A 19,827-nucleotide genomic window follows, 5' to 3' on the forward strand; every position below is an offset into this window, starting at 1 on the left:
ACTATCATTCTTCCAGGAAAACGGGTTTCTTTATGCATTCATTTTTGGATATTTATGAGTTTTGCAACACCCTCAAGAAAATGAAAAGGCTATTTTTAATAGGGGGAAAGCTTAATAACTGGAGCAAAAGAATTGCTATTTATATATTTAACATACATATTTGTCTTTTAAATTGTAGGCGTGTTTTAGAATTTGTATATAGTAAATTCGTTAAAAAACTTGATAAATAATAAAATGTGTAAATTTTTTGACTATTTTATTAAAATTATTTAATATTTGTAATTTATTGTTTTATAATGATAAATGGGTCGATCGTGAATGTTTTAGATATTGCGATATATACTCGGATTAATTTATTCTAGGGAGGTTACAAAATTGGGTAAGAGAGTCATTATAAGAGTTTTTACATTATTATCAGTACTGGCATTATTCCTTAATGTATTTTTACCTAGGGCTAGTGCAGAGGTTATGACGCATGAGAAATATTCAATGGACTGGAGTTATAGTAATAGTCTAGGTAAGTACATTCGCACTGAAATGATTAAAAATTCAAGTGGTCAAATTGCTTATTGCTTAACCCTTGGATTAAAATCACCAAATGGTGAAGATCTTCCTGAAATGGGGAAAACAGATAATGTAGTATATAGAGTCTTATTAAATGGTTTCCCGCAAAAAAGTGCTGAACAGCTGGGAGTAGCTAATAAAAATGAAGCGCATTATGCAACGCAACTTGCGGTTTGGAATGCATTAGGTCAACTCGATGTAAATGAATTAAAACATGAGAATAAAAATGTTGAAAAAGCAGCTAAGGCTATTATTAGTAATGCTAATAATAGTGAAGAGACTCAAGATGTTTTTATGAATGTGATTCCTGCTGAAAAGCAAAAAGCAGAATTAAAGGGTGAATTCTTCGAAACAAATTTATATTCAGTACAAACAAATGCTAAGAGTGGTTCTTATAAGGTAGTAGCGGAAAATGCACCTAATGGAGTTAGAATTGTTAGTGAAAATGGAGAAGTGAAAGATCAGCTTTCAGTTGGAGAAAAATTTCGTATCCAAATTCCTAAGAATACAAAAACGGGTGAATTTAATTTAAGTGTAGCTGCTAATTTAACTAAAGTTCAAGCAATTGCTTACCGTGGTACGGATACTGTTCAGAACGCTACAGTACTATTAGAAAGAAATGAAGAAAAGCTTAGTAGTGATCTTGCAGTAAATTGGGAAGCAGCTGGTTCTTTAAAAATTAAAAAGGTTGGAGAAAATGGAGAAGTTTTAGCTGGTGCAGTATTTGAGGTCTTTAATGCAAATAATGAATCAGTTGGAAAAATCACGACTGGTGCTGATGGTATGGCAGAATTAAACAACTTACCAATTGGTACTTACACATTAAAAGAAATTAAATCACCAACAGGCTATGTTTCAGATGATAAACCACAAACTATTGAAGTTAAGACAGGAGAAACAGGAGCTGTCCAAATAGTAAATAACAAAGTAAAAGGTAACATCGAAATTAAAAAGCTCAGTGATTCAGGAAAGATGTTACCAAATGTTGAATTCACAGTCTTTACTGAAGATGGAAAAGAAGTGCAAAAAGTAGTAACAAAAGAAAATGGAATTGCAAACGTTGAAGGTCTTACGTATGGTAAGTATTATTTCTTAGAGACAAAAACACCTAATGGATATATTGGAAGTAAAACAAAGTATCCTTTTGAAATTAAAGAGCACAATAAAACACTTACTTTTACGGTGGAAAATACCGAAGTGAAAGGTAGTGTAAAATTACTAAAAGTAGATAATGAAGATATTAGCAAAAAATTAGAAGGTGCAGTATTTGAATTGAAAGATGAAAGTGGAAAAGTAGTTGGGGAATATAAGACAGATAAAAATGGCGAGATTAACGTCAAAGATTTAGCGTATGGGAAATATTCATTTGTAGAAAAGGCTTCTCCAAATGGTTATGTTCTTGTTAAAGAACCAATTGTGTTCGAAATAAAGGAACATGGAAAGATTATTGAGTTATTGGCAGTTAATCATCTTATCAAAGGTGATCTAGAAATTACAAAGGTAGATGTAGCTGATGGAAATAACAAGCTTCCAAATGCAGAATTTACGATTTATAACGAAGCAGGAAAAGAAGTAGTAAAAGGAAAAACAGACGATAAAGGAATCGCTAAATTTGAAAAATTACCATTTGGAAAATACACATATAAAGAAACTGTTGCACCAAAAGGTTATGTATTAAATGAAGAAACGTTCTCTTTTGAAATTAAAGAGAATGGTCAAATCATTAAACACATTGTCAAAGATGAAAAGATTCCTTCAATAAAAACAACAGCTACTGATAAAACAGATGGTACAAAAGAAATGCACACGTCTAAGTCTGTAACAATCCAAGATAAAGTGGAATACAAAGACCTACAAGTAGGTAAAGAATACACTTTAAAAGGTAAATTAATGAATAAAGAGACTAATAAACCATTAGTTGTAAATGGTAAAGAAGTAACAGCTGAAACGAAGTTTACACCAAAAGAAGCAAATGGTTCTATTACATTAGACTTCACATTTGATGCAACTGGTTTAGAAGAAAAAGAGGTAGTAGTATTCGAAGAGTTATTGAAAGAAGGAAAAATTGTTACAACACATGCTGATATCAATGATAAAGGTCAAACAGTTAAGTTCGTTAAGCCATCAGTAAAAACGACAGCAACAAACAAAGCTGATGGTGGAAAAGAGATTCATTCAAAGGATTCTATCACTATTCAAGACAAAGTGGAGTATACTAACTTAGTTGTAGGTAAAGAGTACACTGTAAAAGGTAAACTAATGAACAAAGCTATTAACAAACCATTATTAATTGATGGAAAAGAAGTAACAGCTGAAACGAAGTTTACTGCAAAAGAAAAGAACGGTTTTGTAACATTAGACTTTACTTTTGTTGGTGCTGAACAGCAAGGAAGAGAAGTAGTCGTGTTTGAAGACTTATTACATGAAGGTCAAGTAATTGCAACACATGCTGACATTAACGATGTAGGTCAAACAGTTCGATTTGTAGAACCTTCTATTAAAACGACAGCTACAAACAAAGCTGATGGTTCTAAAGAGTTAGACGCTTCTAAATCTGTAACAATCCAAGATAAAGTGGAATACAAAGACTTAATCGTGGGTAAAGAGTATGTTGTAAAAGGTAAACTGATGGATAAAGCAACAAACAAGCCATTATTAGTTGATGGTAAAGAAGTAACAGTAGAATCTAAGTTTATTGCTAAAGAGAAGAATGGTTCTATCACACTAGATTTCACATTTAATGCTTCTGCATTACAAGGTAAAGAAGTAGTAGTATTTGAAGAACTGTATCAAGATAATATATTAGTAGCTATTCACGCTGAAATTGAAGATAAGGGACAAACAGTGAAATTTAAAGAGGTAAAGCCGGAACAACCTAAACCAGAACAGCCAAATTCAGATGAAAATACTCCAACACCAGAGCAGCCTAACGAGCAAGTAAAAGAACAACCACAACCTAAGCAAGAAATTCAATCTAAAATTGGATGGTTACCACAAACAGGTACTAATCTTACAAGTTGGATCTCTATGGCTGCAGGCGCATTACTGTTAATTGTTGGTGGAGTTATTTTCTTGAAACGTAAAAATGCATAGAAATTAAAAAATAAGCACATCTGTTTTTATAACAAGATGTGCTTATTTTTATCATTTTAGCCAAGAAGACTCCTATATTTAAGCGTAAATGGCATTTAAAATAGCAACTTTATTTGTAGTAAATAATACATAATTTTGTTTTACTGTTTTAATTAAAATACGGTCTGTTGTCCCATAAGCTGTTCCAATACGTATTACATCTACTTCTTCAACACCAGCATAGGTAGCATCTTCGGTAACCTCAATCACATCACGTAATGGAATTGTAATCTCCGCCAATTGCCATGAAATAATTAACTCTTCATTTGTTTTTTTTACATTAATGCCTAGCATTATACCAAGACCCTTCAATAATAATACGCTACACTTCTAATCTTATTATATAAATTTTTAGATTTTTTATCTATATGTAGGAATAGAATTTATTTATATTTGTGAGCATCTTAATGACGTCAAACAAATAGAAGGATATACAGTCTTTCTATTAAGAAATATGGTAAGAACAAAAGTTCACTTCAAATTAATATGAATTTGATATGGTTGAGATATTATGAACGAGAAATAGTAAGAGTTGCAGGAAGGAAATGAATAATGAGACTTAAATTAGTAGGGATTTTCATTTGTGCAATTATGATGTTAGGTATCTTTATAATTTACACCAATCAATCTATTGGTAAAGAACCAGATAAGACGAACTATGAATCTCGTGAAAACTCCATAAATAAAGAGAAAGATAGTAGAGGAAAAGGGCAATCAAAATACAATGAAAGTTCTTTTGCTAGTATACAGGCTGTAGTTAATAAGGAATATGGATTACCCGAAGACTATAAACCAGAGGATTTAGTTGTACCAAATGTACCATTCTCATTTAGTGGAACGGTAGAAAAGAGCCACCTCCGTAAAGAGGCGGCAGAAGCACTGGAAAGGTTATTTGATTTAGCAAAGCAGGAGGGGATTCAGTTAAATGCTGTTTCGGGATTTCGTTCCTATGACTATCAACAACGATTGTATACAAACAATGTGAAAAGAAAAGGACAAGAGCATACGGATCGCTTCTCGGCAAAACCAGGACATAGCGAGCATCAAACAGGGTTAACAATGGACGTTTCTTCTAAAAGTGCGAACAATGAACTAGAGTTATCCTTTGCTAATACGAAGGAAGGAAAATGGCTGAAAGAAAACGCGCATTGTACAGGGTTTATCATTCGTTATCCTAAGGGAAAGGAAAGTATTACAGGTTATGCATATGAACCTTGGCATATTCGCTATGTAGGAGATATTGCTAAAAATATATATAAACAAAAGCAGACTTTAGAAGAATACATGAATCTATGAAAATAGAATTGAAGAATTAAACTGGCTATCAATAGACGTGAGATTGTAAAAGGCAGGGGATATAAATTAAGGTGTTTTTTAATTTTTTTGGTGAAGAGGGAAGGTATCCCTCTTCTTTTTTCAGTCCTTGTAAAATTTGAGGATGTCTTAAGGGAATGAAAAGATGGATTGTGTGAATGTATTAATAAAGGCTACTTTAGGTGGCGTCTAGAGATGTTTTTTGAGGGAATACAATGTTATAAGTAGTAGTATTCATTGCAGCAATTGACTATATTATAGGAGCATTCACGTTGGAATATAACAGAGAATTATAGAGTAAAGTAGGATTCAAAAGCATTGTTGAAAATGCGGTGGTTATAAGTTATTTTCCTATTAAAATAATTAGTCTTTGTTCAAAATTTAAGATTGTTATTTTATTATATCTAGTAACTATTTATTATATTTAATAATTACTTGGTTTACTATTAAGGTGGTTATCTTACAAAATTGTAAGGTTATTTTAATTGACACTCGTATATATAAGTAACTATACTGGTTACACAATGTTGGTGAGTACATTTAATAATCTCTATCTATAAGTGTATGTCCGAGGATTATTTTTGGAGTAATAGTCCGATTTTAAATTCATTATCCGTTATATAGTGATATAAACGAATTAATCTATTCTTTATTCAAGGTCGTATTATTTAAAGATTAATTATAAATGATATATTTACCAAATTGTAATAAATTGATAGAGGTGTTACATTTTGAAATACAAATTAATTGCTACAGGAATTCTTGCTGGAAGTTTATTATCCTACTCATCTAATACATTTGCAAATACTCATAAGTTCCCAGATGTTCCTGCATGGGCGGACAAATCCGTTAATTATTTAGTTGATAAACAGGTATTGAATGGCTATCCAGACGGAACTTTCGGTTCAAATGACTCATTAGACAGAGCTTCAGCTACAAAAATTATGACAAAAGTTTTAGGTATACAAATTGACTCTAATGCAAAACCATCATTTACAGATTCACAAAACCACTGGGCTACTCCGTATATTGCTGCTGCTGAAAAAGCTGGTATTGTTAAAGGTGAGGGTAATGGAATCTTCAATCCATCCGGAAAAGTAACTCGCGCTGCTATGGCTACGATGCTAGTAAATGCATATAAACTACAAAGCACACCAAATCATAACGAGCAGGTTAAATTTGAAGATTTAAAAGGCCATTGGGGAGAAAAATATGCCAATATTTTAATCGGTTTGAAAATTTCTAATGGTACTGAGAACGGTTGGCAACCAAATAGATTTATAACACGTGCTGAAGCTGCTCAACTTACTGCAAAAACAGATATGATGCAACATCGTCCAAAAAACCCATTAGAAAGCAAAATAATCATTATTGATCCTGGACATGGTGGCGAAGATCCTGGGAAATCCACAAAGGGATTACCTGAAAGTAAGATTGTACTAGACACTTCTTTACGTCTACAACAATTACTTGAAAAGCATACACCATTTACAGTTTTATTAACTCGTCAATCTGATAGTAGACCAGGACATGATCAAAAAAGTTCTTTACAGGAACGTGTTAAATTTGCTAAGAAAAATCAGGGTGATATCTTTATAAGCGTACATGCAAATGCTTTTAATTGTAATGCAAAAGGGACAGAAACATATTACTATAAATCTTCTAAATCCGAAAAAACAAATCCTCATGTGGAAGAAAGTCGTGTTTTAGCGGAAAAAATTCAAACACGTTTAGTAGAGGCACTTCAAACACGAGATAGAGGAGTTAAACATGGAGACCTTCATGTTATAAGAGAAAATGACATGCCAGCTGTGTTGACGGAACTGGCGTTTATAGATAATGGTATTGATTACAGTAAATTATCTACGGAAAATGGCAGACAAATTGCAGCAGAAGCCATTTATGAAGGAATTTTAGATTATTATGAATGGAAAGGAAATAATGTATCTGAATATAGGCTGTAATAAGTAATTGAAAATATAGTAATTCTCGAAATGAAGAATTCTATAATTTTTTTGCAGTTTTTCAAACAACAATTTTAAATCGTTATTTTATGTTTTAATAATGTTGATAATAGTTATCAATAATAGTGAGAGGAAGATTTGTGAAACATGTGTTTTTAGTTAGTGTCATAAAAGTTAATGAATTTCTATATTGTATGGCTATGAATCTATCTCTATTTTTGTGAACTAGAAATAATATATTTATATCATTTAAATGTTTAAGAAGGAGTGGCTGTCTGTATGAAAAAAGCAAAAGAAATAGCTAAATGCGTTGCGGTAGCGTCCGTTATTATGTCTGGATCATTTGGTTTACAAGCAACATCTGCATTTGCAGATTCTAAAGGAACTGTAGAAAATCTTCAAAATGGTGGGAAGGTCTATAATAGTTTTAAAACTACTTATGACATGAAGCAGAATATCAAAAATTCAATAAAAGTTTCTTTTATTGAGGATCCTTACGCAGATAAAAAGATTGCAATTGTTACCACTGATGGTAGTAATATAGATGCTAAATATACAATTAATAGCGGATACTATAACGCAGGTTTAAAATGGCCATCAGCCTATCATACTGAAGCAGAAATAACAAGTGGTGATAGTGCTCAATTCCATAAAGCTGCCCCAGTTAATACAATGACTTCAGCATAGGTCACTTCTGAGGTAGGGTATACACTTGGTGGAAGTGTTAAAGTAGGAGTAAATGATAAAGGGCCAAATGCCGATGCAAGTATCACAGGTAGCTTTGCTTGGAAAGAAAGTGTATCTTATGATCAAGTAGATTATAAAACGGTATTAGAGACTCACACAGATAAAAAATTAAATTGGAAAGTAGGATTCCAATCATTTAATTTCCCAGAGTGGGGAATTTATAATCGTGATTCTTTCAATACTTTCTATGGTAATCAACTATTTATGAAATCACGTAGTTATAATGAAGGAACGAATAATTTTGTTTCAAAAGATACAGTACCAGCTTTAACAGGATATGGTTTTTCTCCAAACGTAGTAGCGGTTATTACTGCTGATAAAACAGAAACTACTTCAGATTTAAAAATAACAAATCGTAGAATTTCAGATCAGTACAATATCGAATGGGTAAGTTCAAAATGGCGGGGAACAAATAATAAAGATACATATAATGAATTCTTTACGAACCACTATAAATTAGACTGGAAAAACCATCAAGTTACTCTTGATAACCAAAAAGCCCTTGAAGAACAAATGAATAGTATCAACAGCGTGAATGATAAACTTAACAAAGGAAAAGGGAAATTATCTCTTTCAATGAATGGAAATCAACTCAAAGCTACGTCTAGCAATGCTGGTTATGGTATCAGTTACGAAGATAAAAATTGGGGTATCTTTGTAAATGGTGAAAAGGTCTATACTTTTAATGAAAAATCAACTGTAGGCAATATATCTAATGATATTAACAAATTAAACATTAAAGGACCTTATATCGAGATTAAACAGATCTAGTCAGAAAATGATGGACGATTGATGGATAATTATTTCATCAAGATACGATTATACTAGTTTATCCCGCATTAACGGGCAGTAAGACCCCAAACTGAAAATTCAGCGGAAGCAAAGAAGTTAAGTGGGGGGCCGGGCTGCCCGTAAAAGCCCGATTGGTTCAACTAATAATCAGTGGGGATGAACAAAACCCCCACTGATCAAAGTTTATCTATAAAATAGATAAACTTTGGTCCTTATTATTTTTTTGTTTGCACACGAAATTAAGATAAAGTTAGATGTTTTTTGTCCATACTTTCACTCGATTAGAAAAGAGCGTAAAGTATTTGAAAGCTATTGATGCTACGCAAGGGGATCTTGTTTAAAGTAATCAGAACTTCATTGGTTGTTAAGTTACCACTTTAAATATATAATTAAATTTCATTAATAAGATACTCTATTCAAAGTCCTTATTGGGTTTTTGAAGTGAAATATATACTATTTGAGGTGTGTGAAATGGGGAAATCTCGAGAGCAGACGATGGAAAATATCTTAAAGGCTGCTAAGAAAAAATTTGGAGAGCGTGGCTACGAAGGTACGAGCATACAAGAAATTGCAAAAGAAGCGAAAGTGAATGTTGCTATGGCCTCTTACTATTTTAATGGGAAAGAAAACCTATATTATGAGGTGTTTAAGAAATATGGTCTTGCTAATGAGCTACCCAATTTTCTTGAGAAGAATCAATTTGATCCTATCAATGCCCTTAGAGAATATTTAACGGTTTTTACTACACATATAAAAGAGAACCCTGAAATTGGATCATTGGCATATGAGGAGATTATTAAGGAAAGTGCACGATTAGAAAAGATTAAACCGTATTTCATAGGTAATTTTGAACAGTTAAAAGAAATATTACAGGAGGGTGAAAAGCAAGGAGTTTTTCATTTCTTCTCCATAAATCATACGATACATTGGATTACTTCTATTGTTTTATTTCCAAAGTTTAAAAAATTTATTGATTCTTTAGGGCCAAATGAAACGAATGATACAAATCATGAATGGATGCCAGAAGACTTAGTGAACAGGATTGTTACTGCATTAACAGATAAACCTAACGTGTAAATTATTCAGTGTTTATGAATTCTATTATTACTATTTAAAGCCTAATTTCTCAATGTATTGTAGAGAAATTAGGCTTTTTTTAACACGTCCTTAAACTTTTTATAGTTCAAGGACTCAATTTGCTGATTATATTTTCAAGTATTCGTTTTGAGCTACATAGATATAGTTTTCGTTGCAACTGTTTGTTGAAATGCTTTATCATGCTCAACAATAACCATTGTGGGATTAAATTGTTGAATAAGCTCTTCGATTTGCATACGGGAATAGATATCTATAAAATTTAGTGGTTCATCCCATATATATATATGAGCTTTTTCACATAAGCTTTTAGCGATAAGCAGTTTTTTCTTTTGTCCACCAGAATAATGAGATATATCTTTCTCAAATTGAATTCGGTCAAAGTCCATCTTACGTAGGATGGATTTAAATAAGGTCTCATCAATCTTGTGCTCTTCAATAAAGTCTGATAGCGATCCCTTTAAATGAGAAGTATCTTGTTGGACATAGGAAATGATGAGTCCTGTACCTAAAATAACTAAGCCTGTATGCTGTATCGGATGTCCTAGAATTAGTTTTAGGATACTACTTTTTCCGCTCCCATTCGTTCCATCAAGTACAATTCGGTCACCTTGTTCAACTATGAAGCTAATCGACTCATTCACAATTTGGTCATCGTACTTAACGGACACATCAGCCAAAGTAATCAATTCATTTGATTTAAATTGTAATTGTTCCAATTTTAAGGACTCAGTTTTCTCCACATTTTTTAGTAATTTTGACTTTTCTTCAATAGCTTTTTGTTGCCTTGATTCAAGGTTTTTTGCTCTTTTCATCATCTTGGCTGCTTTATGTCCTACAAACCCCTTATCCAACTTAGAGCCTGAATTCTTCGTTCCATTTTTTGAAGCTTCCACATCATGTGACCAACTTGCGGAACGCTTGGAAGACTGTTTTAATCTCCCTATGTCTTTTTGTAGACGCTCATTTGTAGCCTCTTCGTGCTCTTGCTGTCTATCAAAATTTAACTTCCAAGAAGAATAGTTACCACTCTGTACTTCAATATTTGCTCTATTTATAGATAGGATATGGTCAACGCACCCATCTAAAAAGATTCTGTCATGTGAAATTAAAATAAATCCTTTTTTCTTCCTTAGATAAGCAGAGACTATCTTGCGTGCATCAGTATCTAAGTGATTTGTTGGTTCATCAATTAATAGGAATTGACCCTCATTTAAAAACAGTGCAGCAAGCAACACCTTTGTTTGTTCCCCGTTTGATAATGTTTTAAATGGTCTGTACATGACCTCAGCATCAACATTTAAATAGGATATCTCACGCAGAAATTCCCAATCTTCTGCTTGGGGACAAATTTCTTCAAGGATTTCATGAGTGAATTTGTTCTTATCTGCAACAGAATAGGGGAAGTAATTGAATTCTACCGAAGCAAGGATTTTTCCACCATACTCATAATTTCCTAACAATAAATTAAAGAATGTCGTTTTACCTCGTCCGTTTCTACCAATAAATCCTAGCTTCCAATCCGTATCTATTTGGAAGTTTACACTTTCAAAAATATTATCAAAGCTACCTGGGTATGAAAAAGTTAAATCTTGGACTTTTATCATTGACATAATAATTCCGCCTTTATATATCGAAACGTTTCATATAAAGTCGGAACATCCATCCATTTTTTAATTGCTCTATATAAGTTTGATGGATATTAACGACTTATATAGAGCATTACATGTGTAACAATAGTGTCTGAAGTACTCATTTTTCTCGCTCCTTTATTTGTTAGGTACATTTAACAATTAATAAGTTCCAACTAACATAAACGGGAATAAAAAAATCCCCAATTGTAATCGGAAGGATTAGTCTTTCGTCTATACTTAATAAGTACTTATTAATCATTTGAATCATGACAAATAAAGTATGAACTGAATTTTAAAAATGGATAGACTAACCCTATATTTTGTAGTTTGAAGTTATGAAATTCAACTTAAAATATAAATTAGTTAATCATTGTTCATCCATCATTCCTTTCATAATTCTGCTTTTAGAGTAACATTCTTTTTAGGGAGATGCAATATCAGCTTCAGCTTCACCTAATCCTAGATTATTTATAATTCTTTGAGTTCGGAGGGAATATGAAATTGACATCAACTTGAGATGTAACTATAATAGTTACAGTTAGTTTCGAAAACTAATTCGAATTTCTATGTTAAAGATAGTATATTTTCATCCCTTTTTAAGTGTGACAGTTAGCAACTAACTATAATTCAATAGAGGATTAGATTGTATCTCATATTTAAAGAATAGATAAGTTGTACAATCCAAATTTACGATGCACAAATACTTGAAAAACTACATTTTTTAACTAATCCTTTTTGGAATCCTCAGTATTGAAAATTGTAAACATCTACAAAAAGTTAATAAGACTGTTGTATGTAGAAAGAAATCTTTTAAAAAGGTCATAATATGGATAATAGGTAGCACACATTTTAATTAGTAGGAGTTGTGCCACTATCAAGACATTTCTTAATAAAAGTATAGAAAAAACTCAAGAAGGTGAGTCCATTGCGTAAACATGCATATGTGCAATTTTATGTATTGATATTGGCTTTAATAGCTTATATAAGCTTTTGTTGTATATTTTTATTTGTTCTTCCGAATCATTATTTCGTATCAGATTTTAATATCCGGCTATCATCTTTAGTTGTTGAAACTACTGTATTTATCTCATTACTGTATTCTATATTATCCAGAAAAATTAAGTTAGGAGTATTCTGGATTTGCATAATTATTGCGATAGGGTGTTTCCTGATAGGAAATTGCATATCTGCTTTTCAAGTACTTAATGTAGAATTACCAATACAAAATTTTAATATCTCTGATGTATTTTTGTTGTTTTTCTTATTTTTCTTTCTCTTTGCGTTTTTTTATAAAATTATGATGGAATGTAACAAATGGGAGAAAGCGTATTTACTTTGTGATTTATGCATTGTTGTTACTGCTATTTTTACATTAGAGTGGTACCTATTTAATAAACCTTCTGCAAATATCTTATTCTTTTCAATTGGAGATGTTTTTCTTTCATTTATTTTTCCGATTATAGATTTATTGCTTCTATTACTTGGAGTTACACTAATCTTTCGACCTGCTATTTTCAATGCAAAAAGTAAATTGTTTATTTTTATCCTAGTATTAACTGGATTGGCTATTACGGACTACTTATATTTTTACTTACAAGATGATTTGTCAGATCGTTCAGTTATATTATTAAGGTGTTTGTATAGAGTTTTCCTATTATTTATCGCTATTGCTGCTACAATCCCAAAGAATACTTCTTCTAAAAGAAATTATTTCATTGTCAATCCAACATTTGGAAGGAAACTTCTTGTCATATTTCCTTATCTTGCAGTTGCAGTCTTAATTGGCTTTACTTTGAAAGAACAAACTTCTTCAGCTACATTGATTACGGGAAATTGTATTGCTTTTGTATTTGTACTGATTCGTCATACAATTGTACGAATGCAAAACAAAGATTTAACCGAGACCTTAAAAGTGTTTAATAATCAATTAGAACAAACAGTATCTCAAAGAACAAGGGATTTAATAAACAAATCTAATGATTTGGTAAAAAATCAAGAGAGATTTAAGTCTTTATATGAGTATCATCCAGATCCTATTTTAACGATTGATTCAAATGGTATCGTATTAAATATAAACCAGGCTGGAAGTATGTTATTAGGAAAAGAAAGTGCTGCATTAATAGGGAAAGAGTGCTTCTCTATTTTTTTAGATGAAGATAAATCTGAATTGGAATCGGCTATAAAGAAAGGGAAACGATGTAGTTCATCTTCGTTACAGTTACGTGTGAAAAATAACAATGAGAAGGATATCCTCTTTTGGTATGTCACTATAGTTCCTATTATGATAGAAGGACAAACCTTTGGGAGTTATGTAATGGTAAAAGACATAACGAGGATGAAACAACAACAGGATGAGATAAATTATCTTGCATTCCATGATACGGTGACGGAGATTGGAAATCGTATATTCTTCCAACAAGAATTAGATAGATCCATTAAGCGTGCACAAAAAACACAGGATAAGTTCGGGCTCCTGTATATTGATTTAAACCGCTTTAAGACCATTAATGATACATTGGGTCATTCGATTGGTGACAGAGTTTTAAAAGAAGTTGCCAAACGTTTTAGGACATGTCTGTCACCGACTATTCCCCTAGCAAGAATAGGTGGAGATGAGTTTGCAATCATTGTCCATAACCAAACAGAGCAACAGCTATTGGATTTGTGTAAAACTCTATTTCGTATAACTGAAGAACCATTTGTAGTAAATCAGCATAGTTTTTACTTATCTCTTAGTATAGGAATAGCAGTGTATCCATTTGGAGGAATAAATACTACTACACTTTTACAACACGCTGATATCGCTATGTATAGCGCAAAGGAAAAAGGTAACAATGCTGTTTGTATGTATGACGAGACATTATCACAAAAAGTAACTCGTCGATTACGATTAGAACAGGATTTACCAAATGCAATTGAAAATAATGAGTTGTTTTTATTGTATCAACCACAAATTGATAGTAAGGCAGGTAAGGTTATTGGTGCAGAGGCTTTAATACGATGGCAACATCCAGAGCTTGGGCTGATTTCTCCTTTTGAGTTTATACCTATCGCAGAAGAAACGGCGCAGATTATTTCAATTGGGAAGTGGACGTTACAGAAAGCGTGTCGACAACTGAAAGAATGGCATTCTGCGGGCTATTCAAATCTAAAGATGGGGATAAATTTATCAGCTATAGAGTTTGAACAGAAAGATTTTGTTCAAACAATGATATCTACCATAGAAGAGATAGGAGTACCTGCTAATTCGATTGATTTGGAATTAACAGAGCGAATAGCAATGGTAGATGAAAAAGAAACCTTATCGAAGTTAAAAGTATTAAAATCATATGGTGTACATTTATCAATTGACGATTTTGGTACAGGTTATTCTTCACTAGCGTATTTGCCTCTTTATCCAATTGATACTTTGAAAATTCCAAGAGAATTTGTTAATAGGATCGGAACTTCTACTGATGGAGATGAAATTATACAAACCATTATTTCACTTGCTCATACTTTAAACATGAAAGTGATAGCAGAAGGGGTAGAAACGAAGGAACAATTAACAGTGTTACAACGTAATGCGTGTTATCTAATTCAGGGCTATTACTACAGTAAACCTGTAAATGAAGATGAATTTATGGATTTTTTAAGTACAATGCAAAATGAATAAGTGAAAAATCAGTATATGTATAAAGTAAAGTGAAAAGACGTTCTATCTATATGGGTTTGAACGTCTTTCTTATGTTTATTTTCAATAGTTATGCAGCAAGGTTTCAGCCTTTGAAAGTAAAATAAGTATCTATATTCCTTGTATTTTGGGCTAATGGGGTATGAGGTGAAAGTTGCTTCTTGTGAAAACACATTAGGGACAGCTTGTATATTCTTAAAGCAATTTGAAAAAGGATTAGCAGTTTGTATGGAATTAGGAAATGAAGAGTATGTATATCATTTCAATATTTTACGTTCTCTTAATGAAGATGAAGCAATTAAACTCTTAGAAGAAGTGAAAAAAGTATTTCTTACTTCGAAAAGCAAGGTTTATGGGATTTCGTAGAAGAATATGCAGATCTAAAAAAGGAAAAAATTATACAATAATCACATGCTATCATTTTTAATAGCTAATTAACAAAGGGACTCCGATTATGGAGTCTCTTTGTTAATGGGGTAATGATTTGGTTTATCTAACTATAATAATATTTGTAAAAAAAGTGTAAAAGGGTCCTAGTTTGGAGGGGGAATTATTTAATCTTTTTTATTTAATAAAAGGGATAATATTTAGTTATCTGCGCTTCTTAATTATGTTTTCTATCACAGTGTGAAGTAAATTTCAGTTAATCTTATTTATTTTATAGGAATTATAAGGTATACTAAAAGTAGGTGCAAAATGTACCATTTGAAAAAGAGTGCATTGCAAAAAGGAATCCGTAAAGGATTCCTTTTTTGTTTCTTTGAAAATGAAGCAACGTTCTAATTATCTCTTTTTTTATGAATGAACTACCACTGTATAAATTTAAAAGGAATTTTTGGGGAATTGCCATATTCCTGTAACAAAACAAAGGTATGTTATGTGTGTTAAATATAAAGAGAAAGAAGGAAAAGTTGTGAAAAAATTTTGCCAATTGTTGCGTTATTAGGCATGATGAGTTTCGGAGTACAGGAAATGAATGTAAGAGCTGATACATACCACAAAGGCGATTCAAAAATTAGTTTTTGGGATTCGAAAAGAAAGGGTACTAATTTCATGAATAGTACGTCATTACCTGAAAACTATAAAAGTGCAAAAGAAGCTAATATTGAATATGTACGTTTAGCACCTGATAAATGGGCAAAAGATAAAGATTTTCTATTTGAGGATAAACCAGATACTTCTGGAAAGGATTTTCTGATAGGTAATGCAGATAACTATCAGGGATTAGTAAAGGAGGATTTAGAAAAATTAAAGGCGGATTTAGATGCCGCACAATCACAAGGAATGAAAGTTGTTCTTACAATGTTATCCTTACCTGGTGATCGATGGCGCCAATTTAATAATAATAAGAATGACGACAGAATATGGGAAGAAGAGAAGTATCAAGAACAAGCAAGTCAATTTTGGAAGGATCTCGCTCTGGAACTAAAAGATCACCCCGCGGTGGTTGGTTATAATATTATAAATGAACCACATCCAGAAACAGCTAAAAATAATAGATATAATGATTTTTGGACGGAAGATTACGAGAAATGGTATGCAAAAGTGGAGGGAACGACAGCGGATTTAAACAGATTTTATCAAAAGGTGATTAATTCCATTCGTGAAGTAGACCAAGAAACACCGATTATTGTAGATTCAGGTTTATATGCTACTCCATGGGCCTGTAAATATTTAAAACCAGTAAATGATAAAAAAACCCTATATGCATTTCATATGTATGAACCATATGAATTAACGAGTCAAGGTGAAAAGAAAAATAAAGAATATCAATATCCAGGATTAGTAAAAGTAGGAGACTTAGAGAAACCTGTAATGTGGAATAAGCAGGGATTAGAGAAGTTTTTGAAGCCAATCCAACAATGGTCTAAGAAAAATCATGTACCATCTAATCGAATTATTGCAGAGGAGTTTGGAATTAACCGTACTGTTCCAGGTGCTACCCAATACATGCAAGATCTTATTTTTATCTTTAACCAAAAAGGATGGCATAAATCATTCTATGCATTCCGTGAAGACACATGGACAGGGATGAATTATGAATTGGGAACAGGAAAAATAAAATGGGATGAAGAGGGTAAACCGATGCGTCAAGATAATTCACTCTGGGAAGTAATAAAAAAAGATTTGCAGGCGCATAAATAGTTTAGAATATTTGTCCTAAGGACTAAATGTAAGCATCTAATTCAAATAGAATTAGATGCTTTTTTTCAAAAAAGGTGGAGGTTTAAACAAATGTGGTTGCAATTATATTAACCTTTAAAGTGAAAAAAGTTTTATGAATTTTTTTGTGAGATCCGAACCCTTAAATGCTGAAAATTATTTACTTATTTCTCCAATTGGGTGTATTTCTCCAATTAGATGGAAGTTTAGAATACAGAATCAAAACATAATAGGCTGTTATCGATGAGTTTATCGTAAAGTTGTTATTTAATGTGTCATCAGATAACATTTATATACAATAATAAATAAAGAAAAGGAGATATTTATGAAAAAATATAGAGTAATAGACACAACTTAAATAGTATGAATAGTTTAGATTGTAAAAACATGAAGAAGAAAACAAAAAATCCTTAAGAGTACTAAGGAAAAATGAGGGAGATAATATGGGGGATAATTCAAAACATAAAACTAGAAAAATACTTGCAGCTACTGCTACAGTAACTATGCTTGCGACTGGAATGATTTCTTCATCAGATGTCTTTGCGGAGCAAAAGGAGCAGCAAAAAAATTTATCGACATCACTGCAAAGTGAAAAGTCAGTTAAATCAGAAAATATAACATTTACAGTCCCAGGAAAAGGAGATGTTGAGGTACTAAAACAACAGGAAAGAAAAAGTATGGCATTTAGTCCATATGAACCAACTGGTTTATATGCAAAACCAAATGAACAAATAACGATTAATGTAGAAGGTAATCAAGATATTCAGGTATATATTGGAACGTATTCGTATGATGCTTCTTGGAGAGAAGATTCTAAGATAAAATCATTTACATTAAAACCTGGTGTAAACACAATCCAATCTCCAAATGGGGGGCTGATTTATTTTTATAATAAACAGCAAGGTGGTACCATTCGAACAACAATCACAACAGGTGGAACGACTACGCCTTTCTTTGAACTAGGAAAGCATACGAAACAAGATTTAATAAACATGCTGGACCAATATCCTAATGCACATGCAGTGGAGTTAAAAGGCGAACGTGTATTAATTACGGCCAGCCCTGCACGTGTTAAGAAATATTTGTTGGGTTCTAATACAGATCCTGTACAACTCTTAAAAAAGATGGATGAAGCTACTCGAATTCAAGACAAAGTAGCTGGATTATCTGAAGAACAAGTAGATAAACATTATGTTCATTACGTAGAAGAAAATCATTCTCCTGATTATTATATGTATGCAACTTCTTATCGAACAGCATATGTAGGAGATGCAATCCAATACGTGTTAGATATTAATAAATTTGTAAAAGATGGATGGGGTCCTTGGCATGAGGCAGGACATTTAAGACAACAATCACCCTGGAAGTTTTATAATATGACAGAAGTACAAAATAATATATACAGCCTTTCTGTAGAAAAAGCATTTAATCAAACATCCAACTTAGAGAAAAATGGAATTTATCCAAAAGCGTTTCAATATCTAGAACAAGTGAATAAAAATTATGATGAAATTAGCGATGTTTTTGTAAAGCTTGTTATGCTTTGGCAACTACAGTTAGCATATGGAGAGGATTTTTATCCTAAATTGCATCAATTGTATAGAGACATGCCTTCAAGTGAACTTCCACAAACTGATGAAAATAAAAAACAATTATTTATGATTTCAGCATCAAAAGTAGCCAAACAAAATTTGATTCCTTTCTTTGAGAAGTGGGGATTACGTCCAAATAACGATACCATTCAAAAGATAGCTGCATTAGGATATCCAATTTTAACAGCAGAGATTTGGAAGGGTACGGATTCTAATCCAATTAAACCAGATATGCCTGATGTAAATAATATTTTAGAAGGAAACCAGTTTGCATGGTCGCTGAAAGGGATTGGAGATTTTGAATTCGCAAAAGTAAATTTAAATAAATCAACAGAAGAAATGCAAATTGATCTAAAAGCAGGTGTACCACATAACTACTTTGATAGTACATATGCAAGTATTAAAGTGCAAAACACATCAGGTAAAGTAGTATATAACAAGGAGTTTTATGGGAATAAACAGCAAAATGCTGGAACACAAAAAGTTTCAGTAAAGACCGGTGATCTTATTGAGCTTACACATTTAGAAGGCAGAGAGAGGGCAACATTAATAAATTTAGATAACAATAAACGTGAAAACCTTGATAAAAAAGTAATGTATGAAGTTACAAAGGATGGCCTGAAAAAAGTAAATCAAATTGTTAATCCGAAACCAGATACAGAAGCGCCCACACAGCCACAAGGATTATATGCAAGTAACCTTACTTCTAACAGTGTAGAGCTAAAATGGAATCCTTCTACAGATAATATAGGTGTAAAAGAATATCAGGTATTACGTGATGGACAATTGATTCAAACCGTACAAGGAACGACATTTATTGATCAAAACTTAACAGCTAATAAGGAATATAAATATGCAGTGAAGGCTGTAGATGCAGCTGGAAATACATCAATTCAAAGTGAAATTCTTCCGGTAAAAACCAAAGATCAAAATGTATCTTATGAAAAATGGGATCCAAAGAAGGCATATACAAAGGGCGATAAAGTAGAACATCAAGGGACGGTGTATGAAGCGGTTCAAAATCATCAAGGAAATGGTGACCCGAATTGGATATTTGCGTTATCTTTATGGAAACCACTTACAATCAAATAACATGTAAGAATCAGATGTGAAGATAGAACAACATAAAATTGGGGCAGTATTTTAAAGATTTACTG

Annotated in this window: 9 protein-coding genes and 2 pseudogenes; 9 read left to right on the forward strand and 2 right to left on the reverse strand. The window is 32.2% G+C overall.

All coding sequences use genetic code 11. The features are described 5' to 3' along the window. The first annotated feature begins 375 nt into the window (after nt 1-375). Nucleotides 376-3,657: a VaFE repeat-containing surface-anchored protein gene (locus ACQRBL_RS16100; protein WP_411996485.1), complete on the forward strand. Its 3,282-nt coding sequence runs from the start codon at nt 376-378 to the stop codon at nt 3,655-3,657. A 78-nt stretch (nt 3,658-3,735) separates the two neighbouring features. On the opposite strand, the gene ACQRBL_RS16105 is transcribed toward ACQRBL_RS16100, so the two are convergent. Continuing rightward, nucleotides 3,736-3,990 carry a hypothetical protein gene (locus tag ACQRBL_RS16105; RefSeq protein WP_023522679.1) on the reverse strand — a complete coding sequence of 85 codons (255 nt, stop codon included), beginning with the start codon at nt 3,988-3,990 and terminating at the stop codon, nt 3,736-3,738. A 258-nt stretch (nt 3,991-4,248) separates the two neighbouring features. Between ACQRBL_RS16105 and ACQRBL_RS16110 the strand changes: the two genes are divergently transcribed. The 4 genes and pseudogenes from ACQRBL_RS16110 to hlyIIR all read left to right on the forward strand — a co-directional run bounded on the left by ACQRBL_RS16110 (nt 4,249) and on the right by hlyIIR (nt 9,590). Then, nucleotides 4,249-4,992, forward strand: coding sequence for a M15 family metallopeptidase (locus ACQRBL_RS16110; RefSeq protein WP_411996484.1), 744 nt, complete (start codon nt 4,249-4,251; stop codon nt 4,990-4,992). Between the two features lie 749 nt (nt 4,993-5,741). Further along, complete coding sequence (locus tag ACQRBL_RS16115; RefSeq protein ID WP_411996483.1) at nt 5,742-6,974, forward strand: N-acetylmuramoyl-L-alanine amidase; 1,233 nt, start codon at nt 5,742-5,744, stop codon at nt 6,972-6,974. Between the two features lie 279 nt (nt 6,975-7,253). Next, nucleotides 7,254-8,492: pseudogene (gene hlyII, locus ACQRBL_RS16120) on the forward strand (hemolysin II HlyII). A gap of 492 nt (nt 8,493-8,984) precedes the next feature. Then, a complete protein-coding gene (hlyIIR, locus tag ACQRBL_RS16125) occupies nt 8,985-9,590 on the forward strand; it encodes a hemolysin II regulator HlyIIR (protein WP_016080734.1) in 606 nt (201 codons plus the stop codon). Between the two features lie 152 nt (nt 9,591-9,742). On the opposite strand, the gene ACQRBL_RS16130 is transcribed toward hlyIIR, so the two are convergent. After that, nucleotides 9,743-11,221, reverse strand: a complete 1,479-nt coding sequence (locus ACQRBL_RS16130) for an Lsa family ABC-F type ribosomal protection protein (RefSeq protein WP_097919778.1) — start codon at nt 11,219-11,221, stop codon at nt 9,743-9,745. A gap of 946 nt (nt 11,222-12,167) precedes the next feature. Between ACQRBL_RS16130 and ACQRBL_RS16135 the strand changes: the two genes are divergently transcribed. The 4 genes and pseudogenes from ACQRBL_RS16135 (at nt 12,168) to ACQRBL_RS16150 (ending at nt 19,762) form a co-directional block, all read left to right on the forward strand. Then, nucleotides 12,168-14,897 (forward strand): sensor domain-containing protein, encoded by a 2,730-nt coding sequence (locus ACQRBL_RS16135; protein ID WP_141528473.1) that lies wholly within the window; start codon nt 12,168-12,170, stop codon nt 14,895-14,897. 153 nt (nt 14,898-15,050) lie between these two features. Further along, complete coding sequence (locus ACQRBL_RS16140) at nt 15,051-15,281, forward strand: hypothetical protein (protein WP_063548262.1); 231 nt, start codon at nt 15,051-15,053, stop codon at nt 15,279-15,281. A 511-nt stretch (nt 15,282-15,792) separates the two neighbouring features. Beyond that, a pseudogene (locus ACQRBL_RS16145) lies at nt 15,793-17,060 on the forward strand (glycoside hydrolase family 5 protein). 461 nt (nt 17,061-17,521) lie between these two features. After that, nucleotides 17,522-19,762 carry a M60 family metallopeptidase gene (locus ACQRBL_RS16150; protein WP_411996482.1) on the forward strand — a complete coding sequence of 747 codons (2,241 nt, stop codon included), beginning with the start codon at nt 17,522-17,524 and terminating at the stop codon, nt 19,760-19,762. Nucleotides 19,763-19,827: the final 65 nt, after the last annotated feature.

Source organism: Bacillus sp. AF62 (assembly GCF_050312695.1).
GTDB lineage: Bacteria > Bacillota > Bacilli > Bacillales > Bacillaceae_G > Bacillus_A > Bacillus_A cereus.